Annotated in this window: 14 protein-coding genes; 11 read left to right on the forward strand and 3 right to left on the reverse strand. The window is 40.8% G+C overall.

Annotation, left to right across the window (positions count from 1 at the left end):
• Position 1: 1 nt before the first annotated feature.
• From A3774_RS11145 to A3774_RS11155, 3 genes are all read right to left on the reverse strand, one after another.
• The gene (locus A3774_RS11145; protein WP_231867971.1) at positions 2 to 493 is read right to left on the reverse strand and encodes a DUF411 domain-containing protein; all 492 of its coding nucleotides are present in this window, start codon (positions 491 to 493) and stop codon (positions 2 to 4) included.
• Positions 493 to 903, reverse strand: a complete 411-nt coding sequence (cueR, locus tag A3774_RS11150; protein WP_067867252.1) for a Cu(I)-responsive transcriptional regulator — start codon at positions 901 to 903, stop codon at positions 493 to 495. The genes A3774_RS11145 and cueR overlap by 1 nt, the downstream gene beginning before the upstream one ends.
• 88 nt (positions 904 to 991) lie before the next feature.
• Positions 992 to 1,324 carry a hypothetical protein gene (locus tag A3774_RS11155; protein WP_067867213.1) on the reverse strand — a complete coding sequence of 111 codons (333 nt, stop codon included), beginning with the start codon at positions 1,322 to 1,324 and terminating at the stop codon, positions 992 to 994.
• A 139-nt stretch (positions 1,325 to 1,463) separates the two neighbouring features.
• On the opposite strand from A3774_RS11155, the gene A3774_RS11160 reads away from it, so the two are divergent.
• The 11 genes from A3774_RS11160 (at position 1,464) to A3774_RS11210 (ending at position 14,431) form a co-directional block, all read left to right on the forward strand.
• The gene (locus tag A3774_RS11160; protein WP_067867215.1) at positions 1,464 to 1,775 is read left to right on the forward strand and encodes a hypothetical protein; all 312 of its coding nucleotides are present in this window, start codon (positions 1,464 to 1,466) and stop codon (positions 1,773 to 1,775) included.
• A gap of 466 nt (positions 1,776 to 2,241) precedes the next feature.
• Positions 2,242 to 2,745, forward strand: coding sequence for a cupredoxin domain-containing protein (locus A3774_RS11165; protein ID WP_067867218.1), 504 nt, complete (start codon positions 2,242 to 2,244; stop codon positions 2,743 to 2,745).
• 10 nt (positions 2,746 to 2,755) lie between these two features.
• Positions 2,756 to 4,669 carry a copper resistance system multicopper oxidase gene (locus tag A3774_RS11170; protein ID WP_067867220.1) on the forward strand — a complete coding sequence of 638 codons (1,914 nt, stop codon included), beginning with the start codon at positions 2,756 to 2,758 and terminating at the stop codon, positions 4,667 to 4,669.
• A 13-nt stretch (positions 4,670 to 4,682) separates the two neighbouring features.
• Complete coding sequence (locus tag A3774_RS11175) at positions 4,683 to 5,390, forward strand: copper resistance protein B (RefSeq protein WP_067867222.1); 708 nt, start codon at positions 4,683 to 4,685, stop codon at positions 5,388 to 5,390.
• Positions 5,391 to 5,701: 311 nt separating this feature from the next.
• The gene (locus A3774_RS11180) at positions 5,702 to 6,109 is read left to right on the forward strand and encodes a hypothetical protein (RefSeq protein WP_067867224.1); all 408 of its coding nucleotides are present in this window, start codon (positions 5,702 to 5,704) and stop codon (positions 6,107 to 6,109) included.
• Between the two features lie 18 nt (positions 6,110 to 6,127).
• A complete protein-coding gene (locus tag A3774_RS11185; RefSeq protein ID WP_067867226.1) occupies positions 6,128 to 7,345 on the forward strand; it encodes a TolC family protein in 1,218 nt (405 codons plus the stop codon).
• A gap of 29 nt (positions 7,346 to 7,374) precedes the next feature.
• The gene (locus A3774_RS11190; protein ID WP_067867228.1) at positions 7,375 to 8,688 is read left to right on the forward strand and encodes an efflux RND transporter periplasmic adaptor subunit; all 1,314 of its coding nucleotides are present in this window, start codon (positions 7,375 to 7,377) and stop codon (positions 8,686 to 8,688) included.
• Between the two features lie 9 nt (positions 8,689 to 8,697).
• Entirely contained in the window at positions 8,698 to 11,883 is a 3,186-nt protein-coding gene (locus tag A3774_RS11195; protein ID WP_067867230.1) for an efflux RND transporter permease subunit, read from the forward strand.
• 61 nt (positions 11,884 to 11,944) lie between these two features.
• Positions 11,945 to 12,613 carry a response regulator transcription factor gene (locus A3774_RS11200; RefSeq protein ID WP_067867231.1) on the forward strand — a complete coding sequence of 223 codons (669 nt, stop codon included), beginning with the start codon at positions 11,945 to 11,947 and terminating at the stop codon, positions 12,611 to 12,613.
• Entirely contained in the window at positions 12,610 to 13,914 is a 1,305-nt protein-coding gene (locus tag A3774_RS11205) for a sensor histidine kinase (protein WP_067867233.1), read from the forward strand. Before A3774_RS11200 ends, A3774_RS11205 begins: the two co-directional genes overlap by 4 nt.
• A gap of 121 nt (positions 13,915 to 14,035) precedes the next feature.
• Positions 14,036 to 14,431 (forward strand): hypothetical protein, encoded by a 396-nt coding sequence (locus A3774_RS11210; RefSeq protein WP_067867235.1) that lies wholly within the window; start codon positions 14,036 to 14,038, stop codon positions 14,429 to 14,431.
• The last annotated feature ends 224 nt before the right edge of the window (positions 14,432 to 14,655 follow it).

Consider the following 14,655-nt stretch of genomic DNA (forward strand, 5'->3'; position numbering starts at 1 on the left):
TTTAATAGTTAGAGTATTCTGAAAACACTCCTACCTGACCTTTAGTATCGATAGAGTAAACCTTAAACGCATGCTTAGGGGCTTCCTCCATATCCATACCGGGACTTCCTGAAACCATTCCGGGTACGGCAAGAAGCTTGATATCTTTTCTAGCTAACACTTTTTTGATGTCCTGGGCTGGTACATGCCCCTCGATAACTTTTCCATTGATCTTAGCTGTATGGCACGAAGCGCCCTTTTTAGGCACACCTAATTGTTCTTTCAAAGGAGCCACATCAGAAAGAACATGATCTTTTACAACAAAATTATGTTCCTTAAGGTGTGCTATCCAGGTTTTACAACAACCGCAGCTTGCGCTGCGATATACATCGATTTCATACTGAGAATCATCTCTATTTTCCAACCAGTATGGATCACCTGAATATGCTGGTAGAGATAAAACCATTAAAAGAAACACCACTAGCTTTTTCATCTTTGTAATTACCATATTCATTACTGCAAAACCTCTGTATGACCTCCATGGCATAGTTCATCTAAAATGGGACACTCATGACCCTTATTACCTGGGCATGATTTGGACATTTTCATCAGTGAAGATTTAATATCTTCAAGGTGTTCAATCTGACTCTGAACACGCGCTAAATTCTCTTGTACTTTTTCTTTAACTTCCGCTGATGCACGGTCAGGATTATGCTGTAGATCCAAAAGTTTTTTACACTCATCCAGAGAGAACCCTAATCCCCTAGCACGCTTAATAAACCCTAGAGTTTCCAACTGGTCTTCTGTGTAAAAGCGATAGCCATTATCCGCCCGCCTAGCTTTCGGAATGATCCCTTTCTCTTCATAAAAACGGATTGTTTTACTGGTTAAGCCAGTGAACTTAGCTGCTTGTGAAATATTCATTTTGAAATTACCTGCATAAGTGGAACCAACCCACACCATCGAAGGAGGGGTATTTTTTATTAAGCAGGAAGCATTACGCCCCTGATGATTAGCTCATCAAAGGCTGAGGAGGTCTGTCTTTCTGAATGAGATAAATCGTTGTTAAAGAGGCTTTAAATATAGATATATTAAAGGGGATATACGCTATTTTCATAGAAGTAACGCTAGAAATAACGGAACACAAGTGACCACCGCAAGAGCTTTGCAACTCACACCCAGGTTGGTCAGCACAATTTACACTTTTTTCCATACCACCATCCATCTCCACCATAGAATGCATATCAGAGGACATGTGTTCCATTGGTAAAGCAGCAGCCACACTCATTTGCGTTGTCCCAAACAACGTTATCAAAAGTGCAAAAATGGTAAAAAGCTGTCTCATGTTCATATTCTTATGATAGCCCCACAATATCTACTGTGACAAGAGCTTTTAATTAAGATTCACCTTTTTTTGCTTATATCCTTGACCTTACTCTAACTGGAAGGATTAAGCTGATTGAAACTGTAAGGGCAATGCAGCTATGACTAAATATTCAACAGAAACGCGAAATATATACTTCTCCCAACAAGGGGATAGCGAAAGATTAACAGCTGAGCTATCTAATCTCGATGGAGTGATTGGGTTACTTATGTCTGAAGATTGGTTAGAGGTCTCATACGATGCGACAAAAATACAGTGGAAAAGTATTGAGCAAGCTATAACTAACAATCAATTTGAAGTTAAGCCCAGCCTACTAAGTAAATGGAAAAGAAGTTGGTACCAATACTCAGATGAGAATATCAGAGACAACTTTAACCACAAACCTCACTGCTGTAACAAATCGCCAAAATAGCTCTGCAATCAATGGTAACAAGATGAAGAACCACATCTCAAAAAATCGACGATATGCCTTGATAATAGCTCTATTTATTTGGAGCAATCTATCTTTTGCATCATCTACCTCAAACACGACCTTTGTGATTCAACCTGTGAAAACAGAGTGCATTGATACACCAGAAAGCAGCAAATTCGGTTCTAATTTCAACCATTGCTCTTCTACTATTACCGTAATATCTTCATCACGAAATATTGAACCGAAATTTAAGGTCGTACCTCCAAACAATATTATTGGCGATCAGTATAAATTAACCCTTTCCCAACGGATCAAGAAACCACCTCGGCTCCCCCTTAACCCCATATCAACAAAAAAAACCGGCGTAAGCCAATACTGGAGTTCTGAACTGGTCGGGTTTCACCCCCCGCAACTGTCACAAATGCTTTAAGCGGCCGACCAGTTCTTTTTTTAAGTGAGGTTCAAAATGAAAAAGAGTTTCTCAGCAGCACTACTAACAATGTTACTAATCTCCCCTTCTGCTTTTGCGGGAGTAGCAAGCCCTATTGCTGACTCAATACAACATCACAATGAAATGAAGGGGCAACACGATTCCATAGGAATACCAGGAAAAAGCACCGAGGTAACTAAAGCATTGAACTTGACCGCTAATGATCAAATGAGATTCAGCATAGATACCTTAGACCTAAAAAAAGGAGACATTGTAAGTTTCACCGTAACAAACACAGGGCAGATACATCACGAATTTGTACTAGGTACGCGAGACAAAATTGAAATGCACCGCAAAGAAATGCAAGGAATGCCTAATATGAAGCACTCTGACAGCAATGCTCTATCTTTAAAATCAGGAGAAACCAAAACACTAATATGGAAGTTTACTTCCGTAGGAAATTTTTTGGCCGCATGTACACTGCCAGGGCACTACGAGGCAGGAATGATTACAACAATAAAAGTCGGTAATAGTCAGTAAGGAGGTTCAGATGAAAAAGCAGTCATTTCCAAAAAGCATTAATCCAAGCAGACGCCGTTTCGTTACCGGATTGGCAATGGGTGGGGTATTAGCTGGGTTCGGTTTTAAGTCCCAATCATTATTCGCCGCAGCTCCACAAATGGGCACACCCGAATTGAGAGGTAACGATTTTGACCTATCAATAGGGAAGCAAGCGGTTAATTTCACAGGAGCCCCTCGGTACGCAACAACGGTAAATGGCTCTTTACCAGCTCCTGTCTTACGCTTCAAGGAAGGAGAAACAGTTTCATTACGTGTAACCAATACTTTAGCTGAAGACAGTTCTATTCATTGGCATGGGTTAATATTGCCACCAGAAATGGACGGCGTCCCTGGCTTATCCTTTGCGGGGATTAAACCAGGTGAAACATATAACTATCAATTTAAAGTAACTCAATCAGGCACCTACTGGTATCACAGCCATTCAGGTTTCCAAGAGCAAACAGGACTATATGGCGCAATAGTTATCGAGCCTAAAGAACCACCACCCTATACCTATGATCGTGATTATGTCGTTATGTTATCCGATTGGACTGACGAAGATCCAAATGATGTATACGCAAAGTTGAAGAAGATGAGCCACTACTACAACTTCAACGAAAGAACACTCAATGACACCTGGAAAGATATTAAAGAAAAAGGGGCTGAAGCTACATTTCGCGAACGAGAGATGTGGAATGTCATGCGTATGAGCCAAACAGATATCTCTGACGTAACCGGCTACACCTATAGCTTCCTAATAAACGGCGTCACACCTGCAGAAGGCTGGAAAGGATTATTCAAAAAAGGCGAAAAAATATTACTCCGCTTTATTAACAGTGCCGCAATGACCTTTTTTGACGTTCGAATCCCTGGCCTAAAAATGACAGTTGTCGCTGCTGATGGTCAGTATGTTCAACCAGTATCAATTGATGAATTCAGAATTGGTGTTGCTGAAACCTATGATGTGATCGTAGAGCCAGAACACGACATGGCTTATACAGTTTTCGCTCAAGCTATTGATCGTTCAGGATATGCTAGAGGAACGCTCACACCTGATTATTCTTTAACGGGTGAAGTACCTGCGCTTGATCCTGTGCCTCTACTTACTCACACCGATATGGGTATGGGCATGGACCACAGCATGCATAATATGGGGGGTACCTCTCAAATGGATCATTCCCAACACAATATGCAAAGCTCTGCGAAGATGGATCATTCTCAACATAATATGAAAAGCTCCGGGAAGATGGATCACTCTCAGCATAATATGAAAAGTTCCGGAAAGATGGATCATTCTCAACATAATATGCAAAGCTCCGGAAAGATGGATCATTCTCAACATTCTATGGGGGCCGTAGGTAGCATGAATAATGCTATGCAATCTCCTGGAATTAAGCATGCAGACACGGAATATGGCCCGCATGTTGATATGCGCGCAGACGATCCTCAATATCGACTAGATGATCCTGGGGTAGGATTACGAAACAATGGAAGGCGTGTTTTAACTTATGCAGACCTAAAAAACCTCAATCCAACGCCTGACCCGCGCGATCCAACTCGTGAAATTGATCTCCACCTCACTGGCAACATGAGCCGCTATATGTGGTCAATCAACGGCGTTAAATACAGTGATGCTGATCCAATACAGATGAAATATGGGGAGCGAGTCAGAATTAATTTTGTTAATGACACCATGATGAACCACCCTATGCATCTACACGGCATGTGGAGTGATCTAGAAACAGGGGATGATAAATATATCCCTCGTAAACACACGGTCGTAGTACAGCCGGGAGCAAAAATTAGTTATCGAGTCACCGCTGATGCTAAGGGCAAGTGGGCATATCACTGTCACTTGATTTATCACATGCTTGGTATGTTCCGTGAAGTTCACGTTAGCTAAAAGGGAGAAGACGATGAATAATATTTTAAAAAAGACGTTGATTTTAGCCATGTCGGCCCTTCCTTTTCAAGCTGAAGCAGGAGGAAAAGACGACCCTTTGCTGACCATGGTAACCATAGATCAACTAGAAAAAAGGGATGCAAGTTCTGGTAAACCGTTTGCTTGGGAAGTTCAAGGCTGGGCTGGGTATGATCTTGATAAGTTCGTATTCAAAACAGAAGGTGAACGCACAACCGGGGAAACTGAGAAAGCAGAACTGCAACTTCTCTATAGCAAGGCGATTGACCCATATTGGGATGTTCAATTTGGTATACGGCATGATTTCTATCCCAAACCCACGCAAGACTGGGCTGTTGTCGCGGTACAAGGCGTTGCCCCCTACTACTTTGAAACCGATGCAAGCCTTTTCATAGGTGAAGACGGTCAATCAGCGCTGAGATTAGAATCCGAATATGAAATGATGCTCACTCAGCAATGGGTTCTTTCCCCTGAAATTGAGATTAATTTTCACGGAAAAAATGATGAAGCACGAGAAGTCGGTTCTGGACTCTCGAACATAGAAGCAGGTATTCGACTTCGTTATGAGGTCAAAAGGGAATTTGCACCCTATATAGGAATCCATTGGGAGAAAAAATTCGGCAATACCGCAGACTATGCCCGTGAAGAAGGAGAGGATACCAGTGACGTTCAATTTGTTATTGGGGTGAGAGCCTGGTTTTAATCATCTAAAGTAGCCCTTAACTTCAAAGGAACAGCTTTACCACAAGATATTTAGGATCAACAAAGAAGCCTTTTTAGGCTTCTTTTTTTGTCTAAAAAAGCGCCCCAAGAACATTACGTGGACTATTCTATAACTTATTGATTTTAAATAGAAACTACAAACAACCATTCAGGCTTGAATATTTTACGAAAGCCTGTAAACGAATGACAAAGACTCACATTCAATCAACTCATTCATTTTGAAATCATTTTCATCAATTACTCTGTTTCAAAATAGTCAGTTAATGACTACCAATCTAATGGGTAATTATAATGGTCACTAAAATCATCCTACTATCGTTTATTACAGGCTCGCTATCTGCGCAAGCAGGGCAAGTAGTAAATTCCGAAGTAGCTGAACTAAAATTTAAAACCTCAAATAAGTTTACGCATTTTCAATCCGTTACCCTATCAAACAATGAAATTGGCAGCTTAGTAAAAGGCAAGATAAGAAAGAAAAAACTTTCCCGCTCTCTGCGTCAAGGGCACGTAGATTTGGAAGTGCGGAATGAGAATTCTGAACTTATTAAAACGATGCCACTAACTTACTCACCACAGAAATTATCAAAGCGACGCTTTTTTGCCTCAAAATTCCACTACCAATTCAAAGATACCCTGCCTGAAAACTGGACTGTTTCAGTAAATTTCCATCCAGCTGAAATAAGTAATCACTCAATCTAAAAATACTGATATTTCATCATGAAAATTAAATCTCATACATTAAAAATAGGTTTAGCGGTACTAGTCTCTTACTCGGCGGCATCGTGGGCAGATACCCAAGATATTAACTGGGCTAAAAGCCTACTGCTGAGTCTAGGGCAGTCACCACAATGGCAGCAGTTAGAGGCAAATTTAGATAGTGCGAAAGCTGCAAAAGATGCTGCGATGCAGCCCATATATAATCCAGAATTGGAGATAAGTTATGACGATAAAACTGATAGAGCCTATCAGGTCACACTTAGCCAAAAGATAGACTTATATGATAAGCGGAGTAGCCGGAGTCAGATTGCCGCTATTCAAGAACAAATTAGCGCATTACAAAATAAACAAACAAAAACTGAATTAGCTAAACACTCCTTAACCAGCCTTATACAAACACGACGTGCTGAGGAGTTATTACAGCTGGCTGAACAAGAACTAGTTATAAGCCAGCGTTTAATTAAATTAACTCAGCAAAAGATTCAGGCCGGTGATGCTAACCAGCTTGACCTTGAGTTTGTGAAGGTAGCATTGTCTGATGCAATAAATGCAAAGAATAATGCACAGAAAGATCTACAGTTAAGCAGAGCACAACAACAAAGCTTAATAGGCGATTTGTCTCTCAAACTTCCTGAAAAATTAGTGCATGACCTTCCCACTACTCCAGATTTTTCCACACTAAGCACACAGAGCTATCTTGTAAAAATATCCACTTTACAAGCTCAATTAGCCCAGTTACAAATTAGACAGTCCGTAGCTGAGAGTAAATCAGAGCCCACTCTAGGCTTAGGTATGGGGCAAGATGGGAATGATGATGTTCTCGCTCTTTCAATCACCTTCCCCTTAAATGTACGTAATAATTATCAATCAGAAATACGCGCAGCGGAATCTAATGCTAAAGCCTCAGACTATGCAGTTACACAACATTTAATCGAAGTAGAAAATTTACTTAGACAGAATTGGAATGTTGTTGAGCAGCAAAAAAGCTTACAGAGCCTTTTGCAAAAGGCTCAGCAGAAAGGTATCTCTCACTTAAGCCAGAAATTAGAAAGGCTCTGGCAAATTGGGGAATTAAACACCTCTGATTACCTGCAAAACCTGCGGCGCCTCAATACATCATTAGCGACAGATGTAAACCTAAGTGCAGAATCCAACCTAAGCCTGATCGAATGGCTAAGCAGTAGCAATCAACTTATACATTGGTTAGAGCAACAATGAACCAGCCCAATATATTCTGAGATTTTAAGATGAAACTACAAATATTACCTCTTGTTATCAGCAGCATGATGGTCTCATCCATGACTAACGTTGCATTTGCTGGCGAAAATCATGAAGAAAAAATAAACACTGTAACGAACTCTGTAAGCGAAATGGCAGAACATAAAGACCATGAGGGTGATCATGAAGAGCACGAAGGTGAAGATGATCACCAAGAGCATGAAGGAGAGGATGAGCATGAGGAGCATGAGGAGCATGAGATAGAAGATATAGATCATGCAGGACATGAAGGGGAGGAAGAACATAAGGAAGAAGAACATAAGGAAGAAGAAGGTGTATTGCACCTTACCCCAGAACAGCAGTCTATGATCGATTTAGAAGTTACTGAACTAAAGCAAGAATACGTTGCAAACACGCAAAACATTTATGGTGAAGTTGTTAATAACCGTTACAAAACAAGCATTATTTCAGCTCAGTCTGACGTAAAAGTTATTAGGCGACATGCTGTATTAGGTGATCACGTAAAAAAAGGGGATCCACTTGTTACCCTTTTCTCTGATGAATTAGCAGATCGTTTTACCGAGCTTCGCAATAACGCAAAAGAGTGGGAGCTGGTTAAAAGCATGGGGAAAAGTTTATCTGGAAAACAACGTTATAGCCGTGCAGAAGCTAATTTTCGACAAAGCGTAACTAAGGTAATTGCCTTTGGTTTGTCTACAGATGAAATTGAAGCCCAAGTTAATAAACCTAACAAAAACCCATTAGGTCAGTTCATTCTGAAAGCTCCACACAGCGGTATTATTCAACAAGATAACTTTCTCATCGGACAAACTGTCACTAGCAATGAGTCTTTATTTACATTGGTTGATGAACAGGATATCTGGGTAGAAGCACAACTCCCTGCAGATCAACAATTAGATATAGAAAAAGGGACTGAAATCACCCTCACCGTCGGAGATGAATCTTATCATGGCACCCTATTGCAGATTGCTCATAATCTTAGCGAAGTTACCCGTACACGTATGGTCAGAATTAGCGTAGATAATCGTGATCACAGGCTTCACCCCGGACAGTTTGCGCGTGTTTTCATGCCAACAGAAACATTTTCATTACAGATGGTACTGCCAGAGACATCTTTCACTAAAACCCCAGATGGAGATTGGGGAGTCTTTGTTCAAGTAGATGAGGGTGAATACAAACTAGAAGAAGTTGAAATTTTAGGTGAAATGGTCGGCTCACGCATTGTCAGCGGGTTAGGTCGTGGTACCAAGGTTGTAACATCCGGAACTTTCTTTTTAGCTTCCGAGCAAGCAAAAGCTGGCTTTGATATTCATAACCACTAGGAAAAACCAATGCTAAATAGACTTATAGAATGGTCAGTTGGTAACCGTATTATAGTGGTCATCTCTGTCCTCATCGCGTTAATTGGAAGTGCCTTTCTAATTCCCAAACTCAATCTGGACGCGTTTCCTGATGTAACAAACATTCAGGTATCAGTTAATGCAGAAGCGCCAGGCTTAGCGGCTGAAGAAGTTGAGCAGCTGATTACCTTTCCAATTGAGTCCGTAATGTATTCAATGCCTGATGTTGAAGAGGTCCGTTCCATCTCTAAAACGGGTTTAGCTGGTATAACCGTTGTTTTCGAAGAAGGCACCGATATTTATTTTGCTAGGCAGCAAGTATTTGAACAGCTTCAAGTCGCAAAAGAGATGATCCCAGAAGGAGTAGGTGTACCTGAAATGGGTCCAAACACATCTGGTCTCGGTCAAATTTATCAATACCTTATAAAAGCAGAGCCCGGCAGCGATTACGATGTTATGAAGCTTCGTAGCCTTAATGATTGGGTTGTAAAGCTACTATTAATGCCTGTTGATGGTATTACAGATGTACTCTCTTTTGGTGGAGAGGTACGTCAGTATCAGGTCAATCTAGACTCACAGAGCTTACTCTCTTATGACATCAGAAGTGAGCAGCTTGTTGATGCTATTGAAGCAAACAACCGTAATGCAGGTGGTTGGTATCTTGACCGAGGTGGGGAACAACTTGTTGTCAGGGGTGTTGGTTGGTTACGCAGCGACCGTAAAGGTTTACAGGATATTGCAGATATTCCCTTAAAAGAAGTTGATGGAACACTTGTGCGTGTGGGTGATGTTGCAAATGTTGAATTTGGTAGTGAAATACGCCAAGGCGCCGTCACTATGTCACACAAAAATGCTGAAGGCGAAATTGAAAATTACGGTGAGGTTGTAACGGGTATTGTACTTAAACGTATGGGGAGTAACACCAACAGTACAATCGAAGAAATCGAAAACAGGATAGAGCTGATAAATCGTGCTTTACCTGAAGGTGTAATTTTTGAACCATACTACGATCAATCGGATTTAGTTAAAAAAGCAATCAACACGGTAGTCACAGCGTTAACTCAAGCTTTCATATTTATTGTTATTGTAATTGCTTTATTTTTATTGAATTTCCGTGCGACAACGCTCGTTTTACTCTCCATTCCTCTTTCAGTTGGTTTAGCCTTAGCTTTTATGTCTTATTACGGCATGTCAGCAAACCTAATGTCCCTTGGTGGATTAGCTATTGCGATTGGCATGATGGTCGATGGTGCCGTTGTAATGATGGAAAATATATTCAAACATATTACCCACCCGGATAAACGTCACGAAGGCCATACTGCACCAGGTGTGGACGACCCATTTGATGTTGAGCATGATACTCATGGTATGTCATTACGTATCAAAATAGCTGCAAAGGAAGTAGCTCGTCCTGTGTTTTTTGCAGTAATGATTATTATTGTTGTATTTGCACCATTGTTCAGTTTGGAAGGCGTAGAAGGAAAGCTTTTTCAACCGATGGCTATTACCATCATAATTGCCATGCTATCAGCACTTCTTGTTGCTCTAATTGTGGTACCCGCATTAGCAAGCTTGATATTTAAGTCGGGCATTCGAGAAAAAGAAAGTCCAATTCTTAAACCGATTGATCGCGGTTATCGCAAATTGTTACGTGTCGTACTTAAAAGACGTAAATCACTACTTTCAATTGTTGGTATTACTGTAATCGCCACATTATCCCTTCTTCCACAACTAGGAACAGAATTTGTTCCTGAATTAGAAGAAGGAACTATTAATCTTAGGGTGACACTCGCACCTTCCGCTAATATGGAATCGGCTTTATCTGTTGCTCCAAAATTAGAAAAGGAGTTGCTGTCATTTCCTGAAGTGACGTATGCATTGAGCCGCATAGGGCGTGCTGAAATTGGTGGTGACCCAGAACCTGTATCAAATATTGAGATATATATAGGTCTCAAACCTGTTAATGAATGGACCAGCGCCACAAACAGGCAAGAGCTACAGGCATTAATGCAAAAACGTTTAAACATTCATCCAGGGTTATTATTTACTTTCTCACAACCTATCGCGACACGTGTTGATGAACTACTTTCTGGTGTAAAAGCCCAGTTAGCGATCAAGCTTTTCGGAAGCGACTTAAATACTCTAGCGGAAAAAGCGCGTGAAATAGAAAGTGTTGTTAAAGAGGTTTCTGGAGCAACAGATGTTGCTATGGAGCAAGTCGAAGGCGAAGCCCAATTAGTTATTCGCCCTAACCGTGAGCAGCTGTTCCGTTATGGTTTATCAGTATCTGATGTCATGAGTTTGGTGGAAACAGGTATTGGCGGTATCAGTGCGGGACAGGTCATTAATGGTAACGAACGATATGACATATATATTCGCTTACAAAAAGATCAGCGCGACTCAGCAACTAGTTTGCGTCAATTACGATTAAAAGCAAATAACGGTGCTATTGTTCGTCTAAGTGATGTTGCTCAGGTAGCAATTGAACAAGGACCACCTCAAATTCGTAGAGATGATGTACAACGTCGTGTGGTCATTCAGGCAAACGTACAGGGCCGCGATATGGGTAGCGTAGTCAATGACATTTATACTGCCATTGAAAAGGATGTGGAACTACCTACGGGCTATACAGTGGATATTGGCGGTCAATTTGAGAACCAGCAACGAGCACAAGCACGTCTAATGCTCGTTGTACCTTTATCAATAGCTTTAATTGGTCTGTTATTGTATTTCTCTTTCGGCTCCCTTGGGCAAGCCGCATTAGTGTTGCTTAATCTGCCATTAGCACTGATTGGGGGAGTAGCGGCGCTGTTTATCTCAGGTCAATACCTCTCTGTACCAAGTTCAATCGGTTTTATCACTCTGTTTGGTGTAGCTGTATTGAATGGTGTTGTTATGGTCGAAAGCATCAACTTACGTATTCAAGACGGTCAACGTATGGCAGAAGCTGTGTATGAGGGTGCTTGCTCTCGATTAAGACCTGTTTTAATGACAGCTTTAACCTCAGCGCTAGGATTGATTCCTATTTTAATGTCGACTGATATTGGTTCTGAGATACAGAAACCCCTCGCCACCGTAGTTGTAGGTGGTCTACTATCATCGACAGTGTTAACAATGTTAATCATTCCTACATTGTATGAGTCGTTTTCAAAATATAAATATCAGAAAGAAGAGTAATTCCGTATAAATGCCTGCCAGATCGCTGGCAGGCATTTTCTTAAACTCGGAGTGTATATAAATGCGCCTACTGCTTATTGAAGATGATCTACAGTTAGCCAATCAATTACAGCACAGCTTAGAGTCTTCAGGTTATCTCGTTGACCTTAGTAATAGTGTTAGGGATGCTCGGTATAAGGCAAACGAAATCACATATGACATAGCGATTATGGATTTGGGTTTACCTGATGGAAATGGTCGTAGCTTATTACAAGAATGGCGCCAACAGCACCAACACATTCCTGTTCTAGTGCTTACTGCCCGTGATGATTGGGAGGAAAAAGTTAAGACGTTTCAGGCCGGTGCCGATGATTATGTTTGCAAACCATTTAGGCAAGAGGAATTACTGGTTCGTTTAGAAGCATTGTTGCGAAGAACTAAAGCACACCAGTGCCCAATATTGGAAGCAGGCGGAATACGTTTAGATGAACTGTCTCAAGAAGCCATTATAGTAACAACGAATCAGCGAATTTCATTAACCCATACTGAGTTTCGATTATTACAACATTTTCTTAGGTATCCGGGCCGTCTATTTAGTAAACAGCAACTCCTAGATTGCCTATATCAATTTGATGCTGAACCTGAAAGTAACATTGTTGAAAGTTATATTCGTAAGTTGCGCCAAAAATTGGGTAAAAAAGTCATTGAGAACAAACGGTTTCAGGGGTACTGCTTCAAAGGCCTAGTATGATTTCAATTGAAAAGCTTCTACTAAAACGTTTTATCATCGTAGTGACTATTATTACCGTATCTCTTGGAGTGCTAAATCACTTGTGGGCTGAAAGGATCTACCTGAATGTCCTGACCCAACAGTTAGAACATGAAAGCGAGGCTTTGCTAAAACACTTACAGAAAACAAAACCTAATAACCTTTCCACAGTCAGCCTAAACCTTCCACAACACAGCAGCCATCTTTATTACATAGAGAGCAGTGCGAGCAGTTGGAGCTCGGCCCCTAAGCTGATATCAGATCTTCCTATAAAAACTTGGCTGAATACTGAAGGTATCTATCAGTATGAAAAAAATAGTGGTGAAAATTTTCTTATTTTAAGTAAGCGTCATACGGATGGCTTCAACCTTATTGTAATGCAAGACATAACGGCCTCCTTGGTTGAATTAGAACAGTCTCATCTTTCTATGCTTCTGGTTGTGATTCTGAGCTTCGCATTACTAATGTACCTTCAACGTAAAGTAATCAGAGAAACATTTTCTAAAATCACTCCTGTTTACCAACAAATTGAGGCGATCCAACGTGGGGAAAAAGCAAAGTTGATTGTGCCAAATATTGCTGAAATATCCCCACTTGCAAAAGCAATCAACCAACTTCTTGGTTACTTGGAAAGCCGCAATGAGCGAAGCAAAAATGCCATCGGTAATCTTTCTCATGCGTTGAAGACACCTGTCGCCGTGATCCGCCAAATCATTGAGCAGAATGATAGCGGCTTATCTACAGAAAACAGACTAAGACTTACCGATCAGATAAATCAGCTCAATTACATTATAAACGGTGAACTCAAACGCGCCAGAATCTCTGGGCGGGGTAGTCAGAAGCAGTCATTTTCTCTGTCTGATACTGTTAATAATCTCTCATCCACATTGACGTTAATTTACCCTGACAAGAAGATTGATTTTATACTTAAAATCAGTGAAAAAGCTTATTTCCCTGGTGATAAAAGTGACTTTCTTGAGCTACTTGGCAACCTTATGGACAACGCTGCCAAGTGGTGCGCACATCAGGTAACTATTGAAATTTCCATGCAGTCGGGCATGTTTAACCTTCAAGTTGTTGATGATGGTTCCGGCTACAATGAAAGTGATATTCCCTCAATACTTGAACGTGGAGTGCGCTTAGATGAGCAAGCTCCAGGGCATGGATTGGGATTGAATATAGTTAGCAATATTGTGCAGCAATATATTGGACAATTACAAATCAGTAATGCTGTTCCACATGGATGCAGAGTGCAAATTAGAATCCCATTAGACTTTTCATAACATTTATCATCTCCCTTATTATAAGGTTTTGAGATAAAAATCATATTTAAGCCCTAAATTCACCTTCCAATCACTTTGACTCTTCATACTAGCCATTACAAACCATTTCATGAGGTGATTTATGGAAGTTAAAAGTCTTTTTAGTGCTCTAATTTTAACCGGCGTTTTGTTAAGTGAAGCCAGTTTTGCTGCAGGCTCTGTACCTCCAGTAGACCCGTCTTTAATTACCAGTACGAGCAGTCGGGCTTTAACGATTCGAGATGTATCAACGGAGAGTATTGAAAATATGGTGGTCATCAAAGGCCGCCTAACACACAAGCGGATGTACATAAATGACGAACCCGGTTATATCTTGGCGAAAATCATCAATGATAGTGGCGAAGTGATCGAGAATCAGCGCTATGACATAGAAGACTTCACGAAAGAAGATAACGTTCGCTTTTCAGGATTTGAATTAGCAATAAAAACACCTTCTTCTGACATAAAATCAATTTTAATTTCTCATCAGAAGAAATAATTTAATACTTGATAGTAGTAAAAGGAAATTCCTGCCGGTAGCCACTTCTATTCGAAGAATTAGATTGGTTATTCGGCACTTTGGACTAGCAATCATCTTCTATCCACTTGGAAGTTCATTTGATCGACTGTTAAATTTCAGCCCAGCACTTGGTATTGCGGCAGGTGAAGGATGTTGTCGGGAAGTTCGGTCATGGTGTTGTATAGGCGTAGGTGTCAGTCAGA

The sequence above is a fragment of the Neptuniibacter marinus genome (genome assembly GCF_001597725.1).
In the GTDB taxonomy this organism is placed as follows: domain Bacteria; phylum Pseudomonadota; class Gammaproteobacteria; order Pseudomonadales; family Balneatricaceae; genus Neptuniibacter; species Neptuniibacter marinus.